This window comes from Virgibacillus sp. W0430 (assembly GCF_051846935.1).
Taxonomy (GTDB): Bacteria; Bacillota; Bacilli; order Bacillales; family Amphibacillaceae; genus JBPYCR01.
The window spans coordinates 1-16,219 of record NZ_JBPYCS010000030.1; the positions used below are offsets into that span (position 1 = coordinate 1).

Here is a 16,219-nt window from a genome sequence, read left to right on the forward strand (position 1 = left end):
GCTTTTATATTTTTATACCCTTTTTTAATTGCAATTATCGTTTCTATAATCTTAAATCCGTTTGTTAATTACATTGAGAATAAGTGGAGACTTCCTCGATATGTGGCAATTTGCACGGTATTATTTTTAGTTATTATTTGTTTTATGAGCATCATAGCACTCGTTGTCTCAGAAGTGCTCCAAGGGTCAACGATGTTAGCAGAAAAAGCACCGGTGTATATGAAAGAGTTGTTCCTCCAATTCCAATTGTTGTTAGAAGGATTTGTTTATCCTGTATATAATAAGATTACGATGTTTATTCATTCGTTAGACGCATCATATCAAGCAACGTTTGAAGATTATTTTCAATCGCTACTTAATACTATTGCATCAACCGGTACAAGCTTTTTACAAGCAAGTTTATTAAAAATACCTGCACTATTATCTACTTTTCCCCATTCAGCGGGCATAGTTTTAATTATTTTTATTGGTACTTTTTTAATATTGCAAGACTGGAAGCGATTAAGCGGTTTTATAAACCAGCTCGTACCAGGTTTTATAAATATATCGCATTATACAATGCATTTTAAAAAAGCATTTACAGGATTTTTCGTTGCACAGCTACTTCTCGTACTAATAACTGGTGTTCTAATTTTTGTTGGATTGGCGATTATAGGTGTTCAGCATGTACTTACGATAACAATCATCGTTATGATTATCGACCTGATACCTTATATTGGTGTTGGCTTTTTATTTATTCCATGGATTTTATACTTATTTCTAGATCAACAATACGAATTAACGATTTATTTATCTTCACTTTACGTAATAATTGTTATTATCCGTCAAATTCTTGAGCCCAAAATGGTATCCTCTCAAATAGGCATACACCCGTTATTTGCATTAGTCGTCTTGTTTATCGGCTATCAGCTGTGGGGAATTGCTGGTATTTTAATAAGCCCACTCATACTAATTTGTTTAGGCGCATGCTATCAAGCAGGATTACTAACACAAATAGGAAACTTTATAAAAGGATAATGTATTACCATTTACGATAAATTATTTTCCCTCTATTTTTAGCCATGTAATACGTTAGCCAATTCAATACAATTACTTTAAAAGACCCTCTCGTCCATGGTAGTACGAGAAGGAAGCCTACAACGTCTGTTATAAATCCGGGTGTAAATAGAAAAATTGCACCAATCAATATACAAATACCGTCGATAATTTCGTTTCCAGGCGCTTGGTGTCTGCTCATTGATTCCATCGCCCGCTTCCACACTTTTATTCCTTGCTGACGTGCAAAAGCAATCCCGATGATACCAGTTAAAATAATTAAAGCCACTACCCACCATGGGCCAATCCAACCTCCCGCCCAAATAAAAACGCCAATTTCAAGTGCTGGTACAACTATTAAAGCAGGAACTAACCACCTCATAGGTGTTCACCCTTTCCGCATGGGGTTTAAATTCAACAACATTTTTTATAATACACTTGCATGTCCTTGGTGGATTTCACCAGTGACACCGTCTATCGTTATATCTTCTCCATCTTTAATCGCTTCAATCGCGTTATCAACCCCGACAATAACCGGAATACCAAGACTTAAACCGACAACTGCGGCGTGTGATGTTAAGCCACCTTCTACTGTAATAATTCCACTTACTTTCTTAATTGCTTCCATCATATCTCGATCCGTACCTATTGTTACAAGAATATCTCCGGCTTTCACTTTTTGGATAGCATCTTTTGAGTCTGTTGCAACTACTGCACGACCATAGGCGCTTCTTCTTCCAATTCCTTGTCCTTTTGCAACAACATCCCCAATAACATGTACTTTCATTAAATTAGTCGTCCCGCTTTCTCCAACAGGAACTCCCGCTGTAATAATAACTTTACTGCCGCGATGAAACAGTTTTGTACTTAAGCCTCGATCAATTGCAATATCGAGCATTTCATCTGTAGATTTCGCTTCTGTCCCTTGGACCGCATACACTCCCCACACTAAAGACAACTGCCTGTTTACTGTGTCAGAGAAAGTAACGGCAACAATTGGTGCTTTCGGACGATATTTTGCAATCATACGTGCCGTATGACCGCTCTCGGTTGGTGTAATAATTGCGCCTACATTCAAGTTTTTAGCTGTATGTGTTACAGATTGACTAATACCATCCGTTATAGTCATATCTACTGATTTCGATCTATTTTTTAAAATTAAATGATGATCCAAAGCCGTTTCTGTTTTGACAGCTATACTGCTCATTGTTTGGACCGATTCTACTGGATAATCGCCAGCCGCCGTTTCTCCAGAAAGCATGATTGCATCTGTACCATCAAATATTGCGTTGGCAACGTCTGAAGCTTCTGCTCGAGTCGGGCGGGGATTCCATTGCATAGAGTCTAGCATCTGAGTAGCCGTTATTACTGGTTTGCCAAACGTATTACATTTCGTAATTAATTGTTTTTGGACGAGTGGGACGTCTTCTGCTGGAATTTCAACACCTAAGTCTCCGCGTGCTACCATTATGCCATTACTTACTTCCAATATGTTATCTATGTTTTCTACGCCTTCAGCATTTTCAATTTTTGAGATAACATGGATATGTGTAGCGTGATGTTCTTCTAGCAATTCTTTTATTTCAAGTACGTCTGAAGCACGTCGTACAAAGGATGCTGCTATAAAATCGACACCTTGCTCAATGCCAAACATTATGTCGTTTGCATCTTTTTCTGTTATTCCAGGTAAGTTCACCTTTACATTAGGTACATTTACCCCTTTTTTGTTCTTTATAATCCCAGCGTTTAATGCTTTTGTTTTAATTTCGTTGTTCGCTTTATCAATCGAAACAACTTCCAGTTCGATTAATCCGTCATCGAGTAAGATTTTCGAACCAACATGTACATCGTTGATTAGCTGATCATACGTAACAGAAAAACGCTCATCCGTACCTGCTACCTCATTCATACAAATAGAGAGGGGCTGATCTTTTTTTATTTCGGCCTCGCCATTAATAAATGACCCTGTACGTATCTCTGGCCCTTTCGTATCTAATAGTATTGCAATCGTTTTACCTGTCTGTTTAGCAGCATTTCTAATATTTTTAATCCGTTCTCGATGTTCATCGTAGTCTCCATGTGAAAAGTTTAAGCGGGCAACATTCATCCCAGCCTCCATTAAACGTGTTAATGTTTCAATTGACTCGGATGCAGGTCCAATTGTACAAACGATTTTTGTTTTTCTCAAAACGATAACCCCTTTCCTTCATTTAAATAGACAGTTCCTTCGATAGTTCATACATTTCTTTATTTAATTGGTTTTCTTTTTCTAACACTTGTAAGATTGGGTGATCGATTACAGCGTTATGTTGCAATCCGACCATCCTTCCATTTTTTCCGTTGAGTAAGAGATCGACTGCTTTAGCCCCTAACCGGCTAGCCAGGACACGATCAGCTGCTGTTGGAGAGCCGCCACGTTGAATATACCCTAAAACTGTGACTCGCGTTTCCATATTCGTAGCTTCCTGAATCCGCTTACCGTAATTAAAGCCACTGCCTACGCCTTCTGCTAATATAATGATGCTATGTCGTTTCCCACGTTCATGACCTCGCTGCAAACGGTCAATGACCTCTTCGAAGCTTTCTGTATATTCCGGGATTAAAATACTTTCAGCCCCGTCAGCTAAACCAGACCATAGAGCTAAATCTCCTGCATCTCTTCCCATTACCTCAATTATATATGTACGCTCGTGCGATGTAGCAGTATCGCGTATTTTATCAATCGCTTCAATAATAGTGTTTAACGCTGTATCAAATCCAATCGTAAAGTCTGTACCGGCTATATCATTATCAATCGTTGCTGGAATTCCAATGCACAGAAAACCTTTTTCAGTTAATTTCTGCGCTCCTCGAATACTACCGTCACCACCAATTACGATTAATCCGTCGACTTTATTTTTTTTCAATTGTTCGATCGCTTTCCATTGACCTTCATCTGTTACGAATTGTTCGCATCTAGCTGAGCGTAAAATCGTTCCTCCACGATGGATAATATCACCTACTGAACCGAGCTCCATTTTTTGCATATTTCCTTCGATTAGCCCTTGATACCCATTATACACTCCAAATACTTCTATACTATGATATATTGCTTTACGAACGACCGCTCGGATAGAAGCATTCATACCGGGCGCATCGCCACCACTCGTTAACACAGCTATTCGCTTCATATTTTCACCCCGTTTTTGTTTAACTCTGTCCCTGTAATAGAATAATCAAGAGGCTGACACCAGTCAACCTCTATACGTACACACAACTATTCAGACTCTGTATAATCTCCTATCTGACTATATTTTTGCCATCTTTTTTCCAACAACTCTTCAACTGAGTAGTTATTTAAAGTATGCAAAGACTGCTCTAGCACTTGATCAATTTCCTTTGCCTGCGCCTCTATGTTTCGATGTGCGCCCCCTTTTGGTTCAGGGATAATTGTATCAATTACACGGAATTCTTTTAAATCATAAGATGTTATTTTCATCGTTTCCGCAGCTTTTTGAGCTAGGCTAGCATCCTTCCATAATAACGCTGCAGCACCTTCAGGTGATATTACAGAATATGTAGAGTTTTCAAGCATATGTATATGATCGCCAACTCCAAGCCCTAAAGCACCCCCGCTTCCGCCTTCACCAATTACGATACAAACCACCGGAACTTTTAGGCCAGCCATTTCGACGAGGTTCTTTGCGATTGCTTCACTTTGGCCACGTTCCTCAGCTGCCTTTCCTGGATAAGCTCCTTTCGTATCAATAAAACAAATAATCGGTCGCTGAAACTTTTCTGCTTGTTTCATATGGCGCAATGCTTTCCGGTAGCCTTCTGGGTGAGGCATACCAAAATTACGACGAATATTTTCCTTCGTCGCCTTCCCTCGTTGATGACCGATCACCGTTACTGGGTTATCTTTATAAAAAGCGACTCCTGCTACAATTGCTTCGTCATCTCCATAATAACGATCTCCGTGAAATTCAATGAAATCAGTAAAAATATGTTCCACATAATCAAGTGTTGTTGGCCGTTCCTGATGACGCGCCATTTGAACACGATTCCAAGGCCTTAAATTAGAATATATATCATCTTCAAGAATACTTAATCTATTTTCCAACGTACTAATTTCTTCAGATAAATCAATTTCACTATCTTTAGATATTTTCTTTAGTTCTACAATCTTATCTTTTAAATTAACAATTGGTTTCTCAAACTCGAGTATTTGTTTCATAACGACACCCCTCCTCTTTCATGCATCTTAAGAAGCGTTGTTAATAACTGTTTCATTTCATGACGGTGAACCACCTTATCAAGCTGACCATGCTTGAGTAAAAACTCAGCTGTTTGAAAATCATCTGGTAGCTTCTCACGAATGGTTTGCTCAATAATACGCCTTCCAGCAAATCCAATAAGCGCTTTTGGTTCTGCAAAATTATAATCTCCTACAGAAGCAAAGCTCGCCGAAACTCCACCGGTAGTAGGGTGTGTCATAACAGAAATCATTAAGCCGCCAGCTTCCGAAAAACGGTCGATAGCTACAGATGTTTTAGCCATCTGCATTAAGCTTAGTACACCTTCCTGCATACGTGCGCCCCCTGACGCAGTAAAGATAATGAATGGAATAGATTCCTTGTTCGCTCTCTCGATCGCGCGTGCAATTTTTTCCCCAACAACAGAACCCATGCTTCCCATTCGAAAGCTAGCATCCATAACAGCAAAAGCTGTAAAATGTCCATCTATTGAACCTTTACCAGTAACAATTGCTTCTTCAAGCCCTGTTTTTTGCTTGTCCTTTTCCAATTTATCCAAGTAGCCAGGAAAACCGAGTGGATTTTTGGACGATAAACGCTTGTCCCATTCTTCAAACGACCCTTCGTCAAACAAGCTATTTATTCGTTCCCACGCATTTAATGGATAATGATAATCGCAATTCGGACAAACATGGATGTTTTTTTCTACTTCTTTACGGTAATAAATTTTATTACACTCTGCGCATTTTTTCATGAGCCCTTCAGGTACTTCTTGTTTGGATTGTTCATTCGGAACGGACGCATACCTTTTGTTTCGAAATATTTTTTTAAGCAAGCCTTTACTCCTCCTTTATTGGAAAAACGTATCCACCATTTGATTTAATAAATGACACCGTTCTTCTCACTATATAGGATCGCTACACATACACATAAGCATTAGACTAAGTAGAATAAAATAAATAAATGCTATTATATACCTTTTTACTGTTTTTCTTTTTATACTTACTTTTTAAAAAATCATAGCGAACAAACAAATATTAACTTCGCTCTTTTATGTTATTCATCAATCTGTGTAAGTTTCCTAGTTTTTTCAGCTATTTTCTCCAGGTCTACATCAATCCGTGCGACGCCTGATTCCATCGCTACGCGTGCAACACTTGAGGCCACAATGGGAGCTACGCGTGGATCAAATGGTGCTGGAATAACGTAATCTGCATGTAGCTCACTTTCATCAATTAAAGAAGCAATTGCTTCAGCTGCTGCTACTTTCATTTTTTCATTAATTCTCGTAGCACGTACATCAAGTGCACCTCTAAAAATACCTGGAAAGGCGAGTACATTGTTTACTTGATTCGGAAAATCAGATCGACCAGTTCCAATGATTTTGGCCCCTGCCTCTTTAGCTACTTGCGGTAAAACTTCTGGGTCTGGATTTGCCATAGCAAATATGATCGGATCTTCATCCATTTTCTTAATCATTTCTGGAGTAAGAATTCCTCCAACAGATACGCCTATAAATACGTCGGCGCCTTCCAACACTTGTTCAAGTGATCCTTCTTTTTTATCTTTATTTGTTAATTTTGCCACTTCTTCTTTTACTTCGTTCATTCCGTAAGGTCTGCCTTCGTAAATCGCACCTCTTGAGTCACACATAACGATATCACGAACACCAAAGCTAATTAGTAAACGAATAATTGCAATCCCGGCTGCTCCTGCACCATTTGCTACAACCTTAATATCTGAAAACGTTTTTCCAACAAGCTTCAGTGCATTAATTAATCCAGCTACAGTTACAATAGCCGTTCCATGTTGGTCATCATGAAAGATTGGAATATTTGTTTCTTTTTTCAATCGTTCTTCAATTTCAAAACAATTTGGTGCAGCAATATCTTCTAAATTAACCCCACCAAAGGTAGGTTCCATTAATTTTACGGTTTGTACTATTTCATCGACATCGTTTGTATCTAAACAGATTGGGAATGAATCTACTCCTGCAAAACTCTTAAATAATACTGCCTTGCCCTCCATAACTGGCAGCGCAGCTTCAGGCCCAATATTTCCTAATCCTAATACAGCAGAGCCATCACTAACGACAGCTACCATGTTGCCTTTCATTGTATAATCGTAGACTGTTTCTTTTCGATCATATATTTCTTTACATGGTTCGGCTACACCTGGAGAGTATGCAAGACTTAAATCGTTTGCATTTCGTACCGGTACCTTAGGCTGCAACTGCAGCTTCCCTTTATTAATTTTATGAATATGTAATGCTTCATCTCTTAAATTTGCCATTCACATACCGCTCCTTTATTTTAAAACTTACAGTTCATTTTTGTCTACTTTACAGATAAATCAGACCACTTAACTATTTAATTATAACAAATGGATTGTTGCTGTAAAGTATTGTTATGTCATTCCTCTGTTTGTTTTTTTAATACAACATTTTCTGTTCCAACTTCCTTTTTTAATAAAGTGATTGCCTCTTTATCAGCAGCAACATCATACTGTTTTCCTAACTGATATGTTTTATTCTGCTCTTGATTATACACGATAACTGGAGTATTTCCCGGGAAAATTTCGGCCACCTGTTGAATAACTTGTAAAATATGTGTACTGTTTTTTTCCAAAATTTTAATAAAAAGTTGATAGTTGCTTTCCTTTTCTAATCGCGAATTATCAAACAGAGTTATCATGTCAATCACCCATTGTACACGATTGTTCCGTTCAACAACACTTCCTTCTATTTCCACCGAGGACCCTTCCTCCAATAATTGATACGCCTTTCGATACACTTCAGGAAAAACGACCGCATCCATTTCATCTGTTTCGTCCCCGATAGTTAAAAAAGCCATTCGATCTCCTCGTTTTGTCCGAATCGTTTTGATTGATTGAACTACAACAATTGCCTTTTGTTTCCGGTTTCCTTTTCTACCTTTTTGAATCGATACATATCCATTCGCTTGCAATTGTTTTCGGTAAATACCTAGTGGATGACTTGATACGTAAATTCCGAGCAATTCTTTTTCATCTGTCAGTTTTTTTGTTTGATTAAAATCATCGATTTCAACATATTCTGCTTCAAGGTCGGTCATACTTTCAAACAAACTACCTTGTGTATGTAAATCTCCAAATAATTCTCCACGTTCCATTGCTTGATCAAGTGATGCTAAAAGACTTGCTCGATTAGAATAGGTTTCATCAAATGCTCCTGCTCGTATTAAAAGTTCAATTGCGGAGCGATTAACAATCTTTGGTGACGTGCGAACACAAAAGTCAAAAAGATCTTTAAATAGACCTTGCTTCCGCACACGAACAATTTCCTTAATTACTTGATTGCCAATTCCTTTAATTAAAGATAATCCAATTCGTACTGCATCTCGTTCAACAGTAAATCTGCCAAAGCTATAATTAATAGAAGGTTGTTTTACGACTATGTTTCTTTCACGCAGTTCTTTAATGTATAGGTGGACTTTTTCCTGTTGGTTAATCGACCCACTTAATAACTCCGCAAAAAAATGAACAGGGAAATTCGCCTTTAAGTATGCAAGCTGATACGCGATTTTGCTGTAAGCGACTGCATGACTTCGATTAAATCCGTAATCTGAGAATTTCATTATCCATGAAAAAACTTCTGCTGCTACTTCATGTCGATACCCATTATTCAAACAACCATTAATAAAAGCCTTTCGTTGCTCCTCCATTACATTTTTTTGTTTTTTACTAACTGCACGGCGCAATAGGTCTGCCTGTCCGTATGTAAATCCTGCAAATGTATGAGCAATTAACATTATTTGCTCTTGATAAATAAGAACACCGTACGTCTTGCTTAATATCGGCTCCAAGTCGGGATGTAAATAAGTAACGGTTTCTTTTTTATGCTTTCGATTAATGTACGTTGTTATAAAGTCCATTGGACCCGGACGATATAGTGCATTTACAGCAACAAGGTCTTCAAATCCATCTGGCTTTAATCTTTGAAGCACTTGCTTCATACCTTGTGATTCAAATTGAAAAACACCATTCGTCCTTCCTAGCTGTAACAAGTGAAATGTCTTCTCATCTTCTAACGGAATAGCTGCGAGATCAACTTGCCTATTTTCCAGCCTTTGTATGGATCGGATAATTTGCTCTAACAATGTTAAGTTTTTCAAGCCGAGTAAATCAATTTTCAAAAGTCCAATTGCCTCAAGATCATTCATTGCAAATTGGGTTACATATGTTTCATTCGCCCCTTTTAGTAACGGTACATGGTGAATGAGTGGTTTTTCTGTAATTACTATTCCAGCTGCGTGTGTAGATATATGTCTCGGAATTCCTTCAAGTGTTAACGCAATTAAAAATAACGTCCGCAATTCATTGGATTGCTTAATATACGATTTTAATTCGTTCGACATGTCGATGTATTCCTTCAATGGTTTCGATCCTTGTATAGGAATATGTTTCAAAATAAAAGCAGCGTCCTGACTATTTATATTCATCGTTTTAATTAAATCTCTCACAATAGAACGCGCAGCATACGTTCCAAAAGTAATAATTTGTGCGACACGCTCGACCCCATATTTATCACGGACATAATTAATTACTTCATCTCGTCGATAGTCAGAGAAATCAATATCAATGTCTGGTAAAGAAACGCGTTCCGAATTCAAAAACCGTTCAAACAGTAAACCGTATTTCAATGGATTTACATTTGTAATGCCGAGCACATATGCAACTAACGAACCTGCAGCAGAGCCTCGTCCTGGACCTACAAATATACCTTGTCCTTTTGCAAAAGCTACAAAATCAGCTACGATTAAAAAATAGTCACTGAACCCCATCGTTTGAATAACTTCTAATTCATTAGCGAGTCGTTCACGTACTTGCTGATCTAATGGCTGAAAAAGTTCGTTTGCATTTTCCCAGCACAACTTTTCCAAATAACTATCGGCATCCATCGGTTCTTCTACAGGAAATGCAGGAAGCACTTGTTTATCAAATTCAAGCTCTACATTACATTCATTTGCCAAAATTTCTGTTGCTTCAATTACTTCTGGCCAATGAGCAAACAGTTGAGCCATTTCTTCTTCCGATCGTAAATGCCGATTTTTATACAATTCATCTTTAGCATTATGTGTCCATTGTTCACCGGCTTTTATTGCAAGCAAGCAATCGTATGCCACTTTATCTCGTTCTTCCAAATAACGCACGTCATTCAAAGCTACAAATAAAATGTCATCATATCGTAACTGAAAAGCCTTTGCTTTTTCGTTTAATGCGTGTTGCCATGCCGATCCATGATGTTGAACACCTAAGTAGACATCCGTTTTTGAAAATTTCTTTTGCCACTCCGCATAGTATAAATGAGCTTGATCGTATAATTGTTTTTCTAATAGATTTTGTAAATATGGATGGGTGCAAATCGGTAAAATGCATTTTAATTGATTAGTATATTTTGCAATTTCACTGAATTCAATTTGTGTTTCTTCCTGCCTTTGAATATAGGAGCTTAGTTGTATTAAGTCGTAATAGCCCGTGTTATTTTTGGCAAGTAAAACACATGATACAAGCTCTTTTTCATATAAAACATTTACTGTCATTCCAATGATGGGACTTATCCCTTCTTTTCGACATGCTTGATAGAAAGATACCGCCCCATATAATACTTGCTCGTCGGTTAGTGCAAGAGAATGAAAACCAAGATTTTTCGCTTTTTGAACGAGTTTATCAATTACGATCGTACTCGTAAGCAAACTATAGCCACTGTGTACTTGTAAATGTGTAAAAGACATCAAACGTACCACCTTTACGATCACTATTCTTATTATAGCGAAACAAGCTGTACTATGCATGTTTCTCCTTCTAAACGGTAAGTCACGTATTTGTGGTTCGGTATTTAAAAGCTTGAACAATACCCTTTTTGTATTGATTAATTAAATTTTTGTCCGCTACGGATACTGCTGTTAACCTATGCTCGCTAAGAAGTACAGTGATTGTTAATCGATTAATAATTAGGCAGAGCTGGTGCAAAGGCTATATTCTTACTAAATAATGCAAATTACTACAAATTGTTTATATGTTCTCCAACAACCATTTTACTCATACCTCTTAAACCGAAGCATATCTTGTCCAGTCTCTACATAAATATAGATAAACGATTAGTTGTGTAGCAACGGCGCTTACCCTTTAATTGTAAGGAGAGAATTGTATGGAAGAGCGTTTTTTTTCAACATTTATTCATTGTTATTTTATTGCTTTTGGAGTAATTATCGGTGGAGCTATTATAGGGAGTATTGGTGCTTTCGCTACTGGTGATGCACCATTAACAGCAATGGTGCGAATTGCAAAAGGACTGCAAATTTGGGCGATCGTTGCTGCCATTGGTGGTACGTTTGATGCAATCGAAAACTTCCAAAAAGGCTTATTTGATGGTACGACGTTGGATTTACTAAAACAAGTACTATTTATCCTAGCTGCAATGGGAGGTGTGAAAACAGCTGTCACAATTATTAGCTGGCTCACCCAGGAGGATATGAGTTAATGCATATTCCTCCATATTACAAGAATAAATCCTGGCAGTACTTCTTTGTTGGCATTTTATTTGGCAGTGTACTATCTTACTTTATCTTTATTTTAATGTATGGAACGATGTATGAACAATTGTTAGAAGAAAACTTGGAGATTCAGCTCAAGCTATCCGAGCTCGAATCACAAAACGAAGCTTTGCTGCAGGACAAAAAGGACCTAGATGAAAAATCAAAAAACGCCCTAACGATCGAGTCAATTGACATTACCATCTCAAATGCAACGGATTTAAGATTTGATCGGTTAATTACACATCAATTTGAAGTTTTAATTAAGGAAGAAATCAACCATATTGTTGGACGAGATATTCATACAGTTTCAGAAAATGATGAACTATTAATTTCAACAATTGAAAACAAAGCATTCTCCATCGATGACTTCACTTATTATTTTGAAGTGATAAAATTGTCAATTTCAAAACGAGTAAAAATTACTTTAAAGGCCAAGATTTCCAATTAGCTACTACGATTGATTTTATTTTAAACAGAATTTCTAGAGAACGAAAGCCAATTTTAAACGCAAGCATGTATAAACTAATCATCATACTATAATTGTGGATATTAAATAATTAGGTCGTCGAAATATGATTATGCGGAGTATTCCCTCAAGTCGTTCGGTATTCTTCAATCGAGTTGGGGAGATGCTTTCTTTTTTTTGCATTTTAGAACCTTTGTCGAGTATTCAAAAAATAATGGGTAAAGAAAAAGTTCTACCATTTCCACTCATAGAATATACTCATTTTCCACGGGTAATTGGTGAGCCTCTCCGTTGTACGCGGGGCCGATGAAATAATCCTCAAACACTAGTTTTTAGCCGGATAACAAAAAGACTTTGTTCAAAATAACGACAGTTTTTCAGCAGCCTCATTCTAAACCAGTTGAAATTGCCACCTTCCATTCGCTCGTGTTGGAAAGCCTTTCTCATTTTCTACAAGCTCAACCAAAAAGCCCCTATTTCTTATATCGGTGAGAAATTATGAAACTGATTCAAATATTGAACATTTATTGAATATTTCACAAAAGTTATAGCGACACCTGTATTTATTATATAAACTAAACATATACTAACGTGGAACTTTCCAAAGAAAGGAAGATGGTTAATGACTGTATTAGATAGAAGAGTGATGCGAGATGAAAAAATTAATCAATTAAAGCAGGGTCGCTCTGTTTATGCCGAGTCAAGTGAACTAATTCGCTTAATCAAGCGTGGCATTAATAAAAGTGAATTAAATGTAGAACTAGAATATACGAACGGAGGCTGCTGGTTTACACCTAATGAAAACATTTAAACGATTTAAATAATGTGCTAATTTCCCGTAGATGAAATTAGCACATTTTATTTTCTTTTACAATTGAGTGTATGTAAGACATACGTCATTCAATTCATTTATTAATTTGTCTGCTTCTTCCCATGATGATACAGAGGCACCAGCTGCAAGTGGATGTCCTCCGCCATTATATTTTTCTGCTAATTCATTAATAACCGGTCCTTTTGAGCGTAACCTTACGCGAATTAGGTTTTCTTCCTCTATGAAAAACACCCAAGCTTGAACGCCTTCTATATCACTCACCGCACTCACAAGCTTTCCGGTTTCTATCGGAGTTACATTATATTTTTCTAATATTTCTTTTGTTAGTTTTACTGAGCTGACACCTGAGTTATTCAACGTGAAATGCTGTAATATATACCCTCTTAACCGGGCAATGTCGGCTGATATTGTGTACAGTTCACCATATAAACGAGCACGATCAAATGGAAATGCAACAAGCTCTGCAGCATAGCGAAATGTTTTTTTAGTTGTACTTGGGAATAAAAATCTACCCGTATCCCCTACGATGCCGGCATATATGAGACGTGCAGCTTCTTCATTCATTTGCAAGCCATTTTGCACACCATTTAAGTATAATTCGTATATTAATTCACTGGTTGAGCTAGCACTCGTATCGACCCATAATAAATCACCGTAAGGATCGTGGTTGGGGTGGTGATCTATCTTTATTATTTTCTTCCCTAATGAATACCTTTGGTCGGAAATTCGGGCGGTGTTAGCTGTATCGCAAACGATAACGAGTGCCTCTTTATATAAATCATCCGAAATCTTATCCATTCGTGCTAAAAAATGTAATGCAGAATCTTCTTCTCCTACTGCATACACCTTTTTCTGAGGGAATGATTGTTTTAATATTTCTTTTAAGCCCACTTGTGATCCATATGCATCTGCATCTGGTCGAACGTGCCTATGAATAATAATCGTATCGTACTGTTTAATTTGTTGGATGATTTTTTGTTTCGTCATTTTTCCGCTCCTATCTACTATATATCCGTGTGTCTCAATCAATTTATAGCTATTTTCCTAAAAACAAGCTACAATGTAGAAAGAAAAAATATGAACTAGGGGTAGATTAAATGGTTATTTTCCCAATAATAATTGTACTTTCTATTGTTTTATATGTTTACTATAAAGTTGCTATTGTAAAATCCAAGGATCGCTTGGAGCAAGCATATTTTCATGCGAAATCTCGTATATGTCTTGGTAGCTTTGTCTTCTTCTTTGGTATAAACCAATACATCTTCTATCAAACTAAATTTTCACTGTTTGTAGCGATTGTTTTCATGGTGCTTGGAGGGCTACAATTGTTTATCGGCTGGAAGGAAACGAAATTTTACCGTAAACAATGGAAAGAGCTTAATACTTAACAGCCTTCTAACGGTCCATTAACTGTGCCATCAGCATGCTTTTTCCTACGAGTTTTCGATCGAGATAAATATTAATATTTATCTTTGCATATACACGTCCAGCATCGAGTAATTCTGGCTTAATCGTAATCTTGCTATCAATTTGAACAGGCTCAATAAAGTAAATGTTTAAACTTTCAACTACCATTTTTCCCTTTTTGAGATATAAAAGCAACCGGCTGCTCGCTTCCGTTATAAGTGATGTTAATACCCCATATGACAACGTCCCTAGCTGACTTGTCATTTGGGGTGTCACTTCCATCTGAAAGGCTGTCGGATCTCCCTCAACCGTCCTAATATTTTTTGAAATCACATCTTCAATCGTTTCTCCTACTTGTGGTTGTCTTTGCATTTGATTAAGTGCCTTTAAAACATCTTGACGGGAAACGACCCCTTCCAGTTCATTGGATTGATTGACGACTGGTACAACTTCAATACCTTCCCAAACCATCATATGAGCGACATAAGCTAATGATGTTTTCGCTTGGACGACTAGCGGGTTTTTCGTCATCGCTTTATCAATCTGCATTTGTTTATCTTTTCCAATAACATCCTTTGATGTCACCATTCCGATTACTTTGCTGTTCTCGTCAATAACTGGAAATCTAGCATGCGTTGTCAATTCGTTTAGTACATACCAGTCTTTAACTTTATCTGTATTATACAAATGATGTACTTCATCGTAAGGGGTATATATATCTCTTACGAGAATAATTTCCTTTTTAATAAGCTGATCGTAAATAGCTCTATTTATCATTGCCGCAACAGTAAACGTATCGTAGCTCGTTGAAATAATTGGCAGCTGCTTATCATCCGCTAATCTTTTTATATGGTCAAGTGTATCAAAGCCACCGGTGATTAACACAGCCGCCCCCGCCTTGATTGCAAGTTCGTGTGCTTTAACTCTGTTCCCAACAATTAATAATGAATCCGCCTCTGTATAGCGCATCATAGCCTCAAGTTGCATTGCACCTATTACAAATTTGTTTAAAGTTTTATGCAGGCCGTCTTTGCCGCCTAATACTTGTCCATCTATAATATTAATTACTTCTGCAAACGTTAGCCGTTTAAAATTTTCTTTTTCTTTTCGTTCAATCCGAATCGTTCCAACACGCTCAATTGTGCTTACCAATCCTTGGTTTTCCGCATCTTTAATCGCTCTATACGCTGTTCCATCACTAACATTTAATTCTTTTGCAATTTGTCTTACTGATATTTTATGTCCAACGCTTAAGGACATAATATGCCGAATAATTTGTTCATGCTTTGTTGCCATTGGTATACTCACCGACTTTCAACTGTACTAGTCATTTTTCGTACTGTTATTATACAGTTTATTCGGTAAAACCTCAATAATTATGTGTCTGTTTTTTATTTTTTCTATTCTGTTCCATAATTGGAGGTACAGTCATTTTTAAAAGTGTAGCTAAATTCGCACCTATAACAAGCATGAAAAAGCCTAGCCAGCCTCCCCAAAAAATTCGCTCTACCATTGTGACAGCATTTGGAATAAACGGCCATGCAAAGTAAAGAAAAAAACAAGCGAGCAATAAACGCAAAACAACATAATGATACATACCGCTTTTTACCTCCCTTAAACTACTTATATATACATTTATATGATTGCACCATAGGAAGATGAGCTTCTG

At 37.2% G+C, this 16,219-nt stretch carries 15 protein-coding genes; 5 read left to right on the top strand and 10 right to left on the bottom strand.

Annotated features, from left to right (window positions below):
- Nucleotides 1-1,017: sporulation integral membrane protein YtvI (gene ytvI, locus ACLIBH_RS12435; protein WP_439317032.1), on the top strand; the 1,017-nt coding region annotated here is incomplete at its 5' end.
- Between the two features lie 4 nt (nucleotides 1,018-1,021).
- Here ytvI and ACLIBH_RS12440 read toward each other — a convergent pair.
- From ACLIBH_RS12440 to dnaE, 7 genes are all read right to left on the bottom strand, one after another.
- Nucleotides 1,022-1,417, bottom strand: a complete 396-nt coding sequence (locus ACLIBH_RS12440) for an FxsA family protein (protein WP_439317033.1) — start codon at nucleotides 1,415-1,417, stop codon at nucleotides 1,022-1,024.
- A 45-nt stretch (nucleotides 1,418-1,462) separates the two neighbouring features.
- Entirely contained in the window at nucleotides 1,463-3,223 is a 1,761-nt protein-coding gene (gene pyk, locus ACLIBH_RS12445; protein WP_439317034.1) for a pyruvate kinase, read from the bottom strand.
- Nucleotides 3,224-3,245: 22 nt separating this feature from the next.
- Nucleotides 3,246-4,205, bottom strand: a complete 960-nt coding sequence (gene pfkA, locus ACLIBH_RS12450) for a 6-phosphofructokinase (RefSeq protein ID WP_439317035.1) — start codon at nucleotides 4,203-4,205, stop codon at nucleotides 3,246-3,248.
- Between the two features lie 86 nt (nucleotides 4,206-4,291).
- The gene (accA, locus tag ACLIBH_RS12455) at nucleotides 4,292-5,251 is read right to left on the bottom strand and encodes an acetyl-CoA carboxylase carboxyl transferase subunit alpha (protein WP_439317036.1); all 960 of its coding nucleotides are present in this window, start codon (nucleotides 5,249-5,251) and stop codon (nucleotides 4,292-4,294) included.
- Complete coding sequence (accD, locus tag ACLIBH_RS12460) at nucleotides 5,248-6,105, bottom strand: acetyl-CoA carboxylase, carboxyltransferase subunit beta (protein WP_439317037.1); 858 nt, start codon at nucleotides 6,103-6,105, stop codon at nucleotides 5,248-5,250. Before accD ends, accA begins: the two co-directional genes overlap by 4 nt.
- Before the next feature lie 221 nt (nucleotides 6,106-6,326).
- On the bottom strand, nucleotides 6,327-7,562 hold the full coding sequence (locus tag ACLIBH_RS12465; RefSeq protein ID WP_439317038.1) for an NAD(P)-dependent malic enzyme: 1,236 nt from the start codon (nucleotides 7,560-7,562) through the stop codon (nucleotides 6,327-6,329).
- 119 nt (nucleotides 7,563-7,681) lie between these two features.
- A complete protein-coding gene (dnaE, locus tag ACLIBH_RS12470; RefSeq protein WP_439317039.1) occupies nucleotides 7,682-11,041 on the bottom strand; it encodes a DNA polymerase III subunit alpha in 3,360 nt (1,119 codons plus the stop codon).
- 416 nt (nucleotides 11,042-11,457) lie between these two features.
- Here dnaE and ACLIBH_RS12475 point away from each other — a divergent pair, with 416 nt between their 5' ends.
- The 3 genes from ACLIBH_RS12475 (at nucleotide 11,458) to ACLIBH_RS12485 (ending at nucleotide 13,122) form a co-directional block, all read left to right on the top strand.
- On the top strand, nucleotides 11,458-11,790 hold the full coding sequence (locus ACLIBH_RS12475; RefSeq protein WP_439317040.1) for a YtrH family sporulation protein: 333 nt from the start codon (nucleotides 11,458-11,460) through the stop codon (nucleotides 11,788-11,790).
- Entirely contained in the window at nucleotides 11,790-12,293 is a 504-nt protein-coding gene (ytrI, locus tag ACLIBH_RS12480) for a sporulation membrane protein YtrI (RefSeq protein ID WP_439317041.1), read from the top strand. Before ACLIBH_RS12475 ends, ytrI begins: the two co-directional genes overlap by 1 nt.
- A gap of 640 nt (nucleotides 12,294-12,933) precedes the next feature.
- Nucleotides 12,934-13,122, top strand: a complete 189-nt coding sequence (locus tag ACLIBH_RS12485) for a hypothetical protein (protein ID WP_439317042.1) — start codon at nucleotides 12,934-12,936, stop codon at nucleotides 13,120-13,122.
- A 57-nt stretch (nucleotides 13,123-13,179) separates the two neighbouring features.
- On the opposite strand, the gene ACLIBH_RS12490 is transcribed toward ACLIBH_RS12485, so the two are convergent.
- A complete protein-coding gene (locus tag ACLIBH_RS12490) occupies nucleotides 13,180-14,130 on the bottom strand; it encodes a DHH family phosphoesterase (RefSeq protein WP_439317043.1) in 951 nt (316 codons plus the stop codon).
- Nucleotides 14,131-14,240: 110 nt separating this feature from the next.
- On the opposite strand from ACLIBH_RS12490, the gene ACLIBH_RS12495 reads away from it, so the two are divergent.
- The gene (locus ACLIBH_RS12495; RefSeq protein WP_439317044.1) at nucleotides 14,241-14,531 is read left to right on the top strand and encodes a YtpI family protein; all 291 of its coding nucleotides are present in this window, start codon (nucleotides 14,241-14,243) and stop codon (nucleotides 14,529-14,531) included.
- A gap of 7 nt (nucleotides 14,532-14,538) precedes the next feature.
- On the opposite strand, the gene ACLIBH_RS12500 is transcribed toward ACLIBH_RS12495, so the two are convergent.
- Nucleotides 14,539-15,846 carry a DRTGG domain-containing protein gene (locus ACLIBH_RS12500; protein WP_439317045.1) on the bottom strand — a complete coding sequence of 436 codons (1,308 nt, stop codon included), beginning with the start codon at nucleotides 15,844-15,846 and terminating at the stop codon, nucleotides 14,539-14,541.
- Nucleotides 15,847-15,919: 73 nt separating this feature from the next.
- Entirely contained in the window at nucleotides 15,920-16,147 is a 228-nt protein-coding gene (locus ACLIBH_RS12505) for a hypothetical protein (RefSeq protein ID WP_439317046.1), read from the bottom strand.
- Nucleotides 16,148-16,219 lie beyond the last annotated feature (72 nt).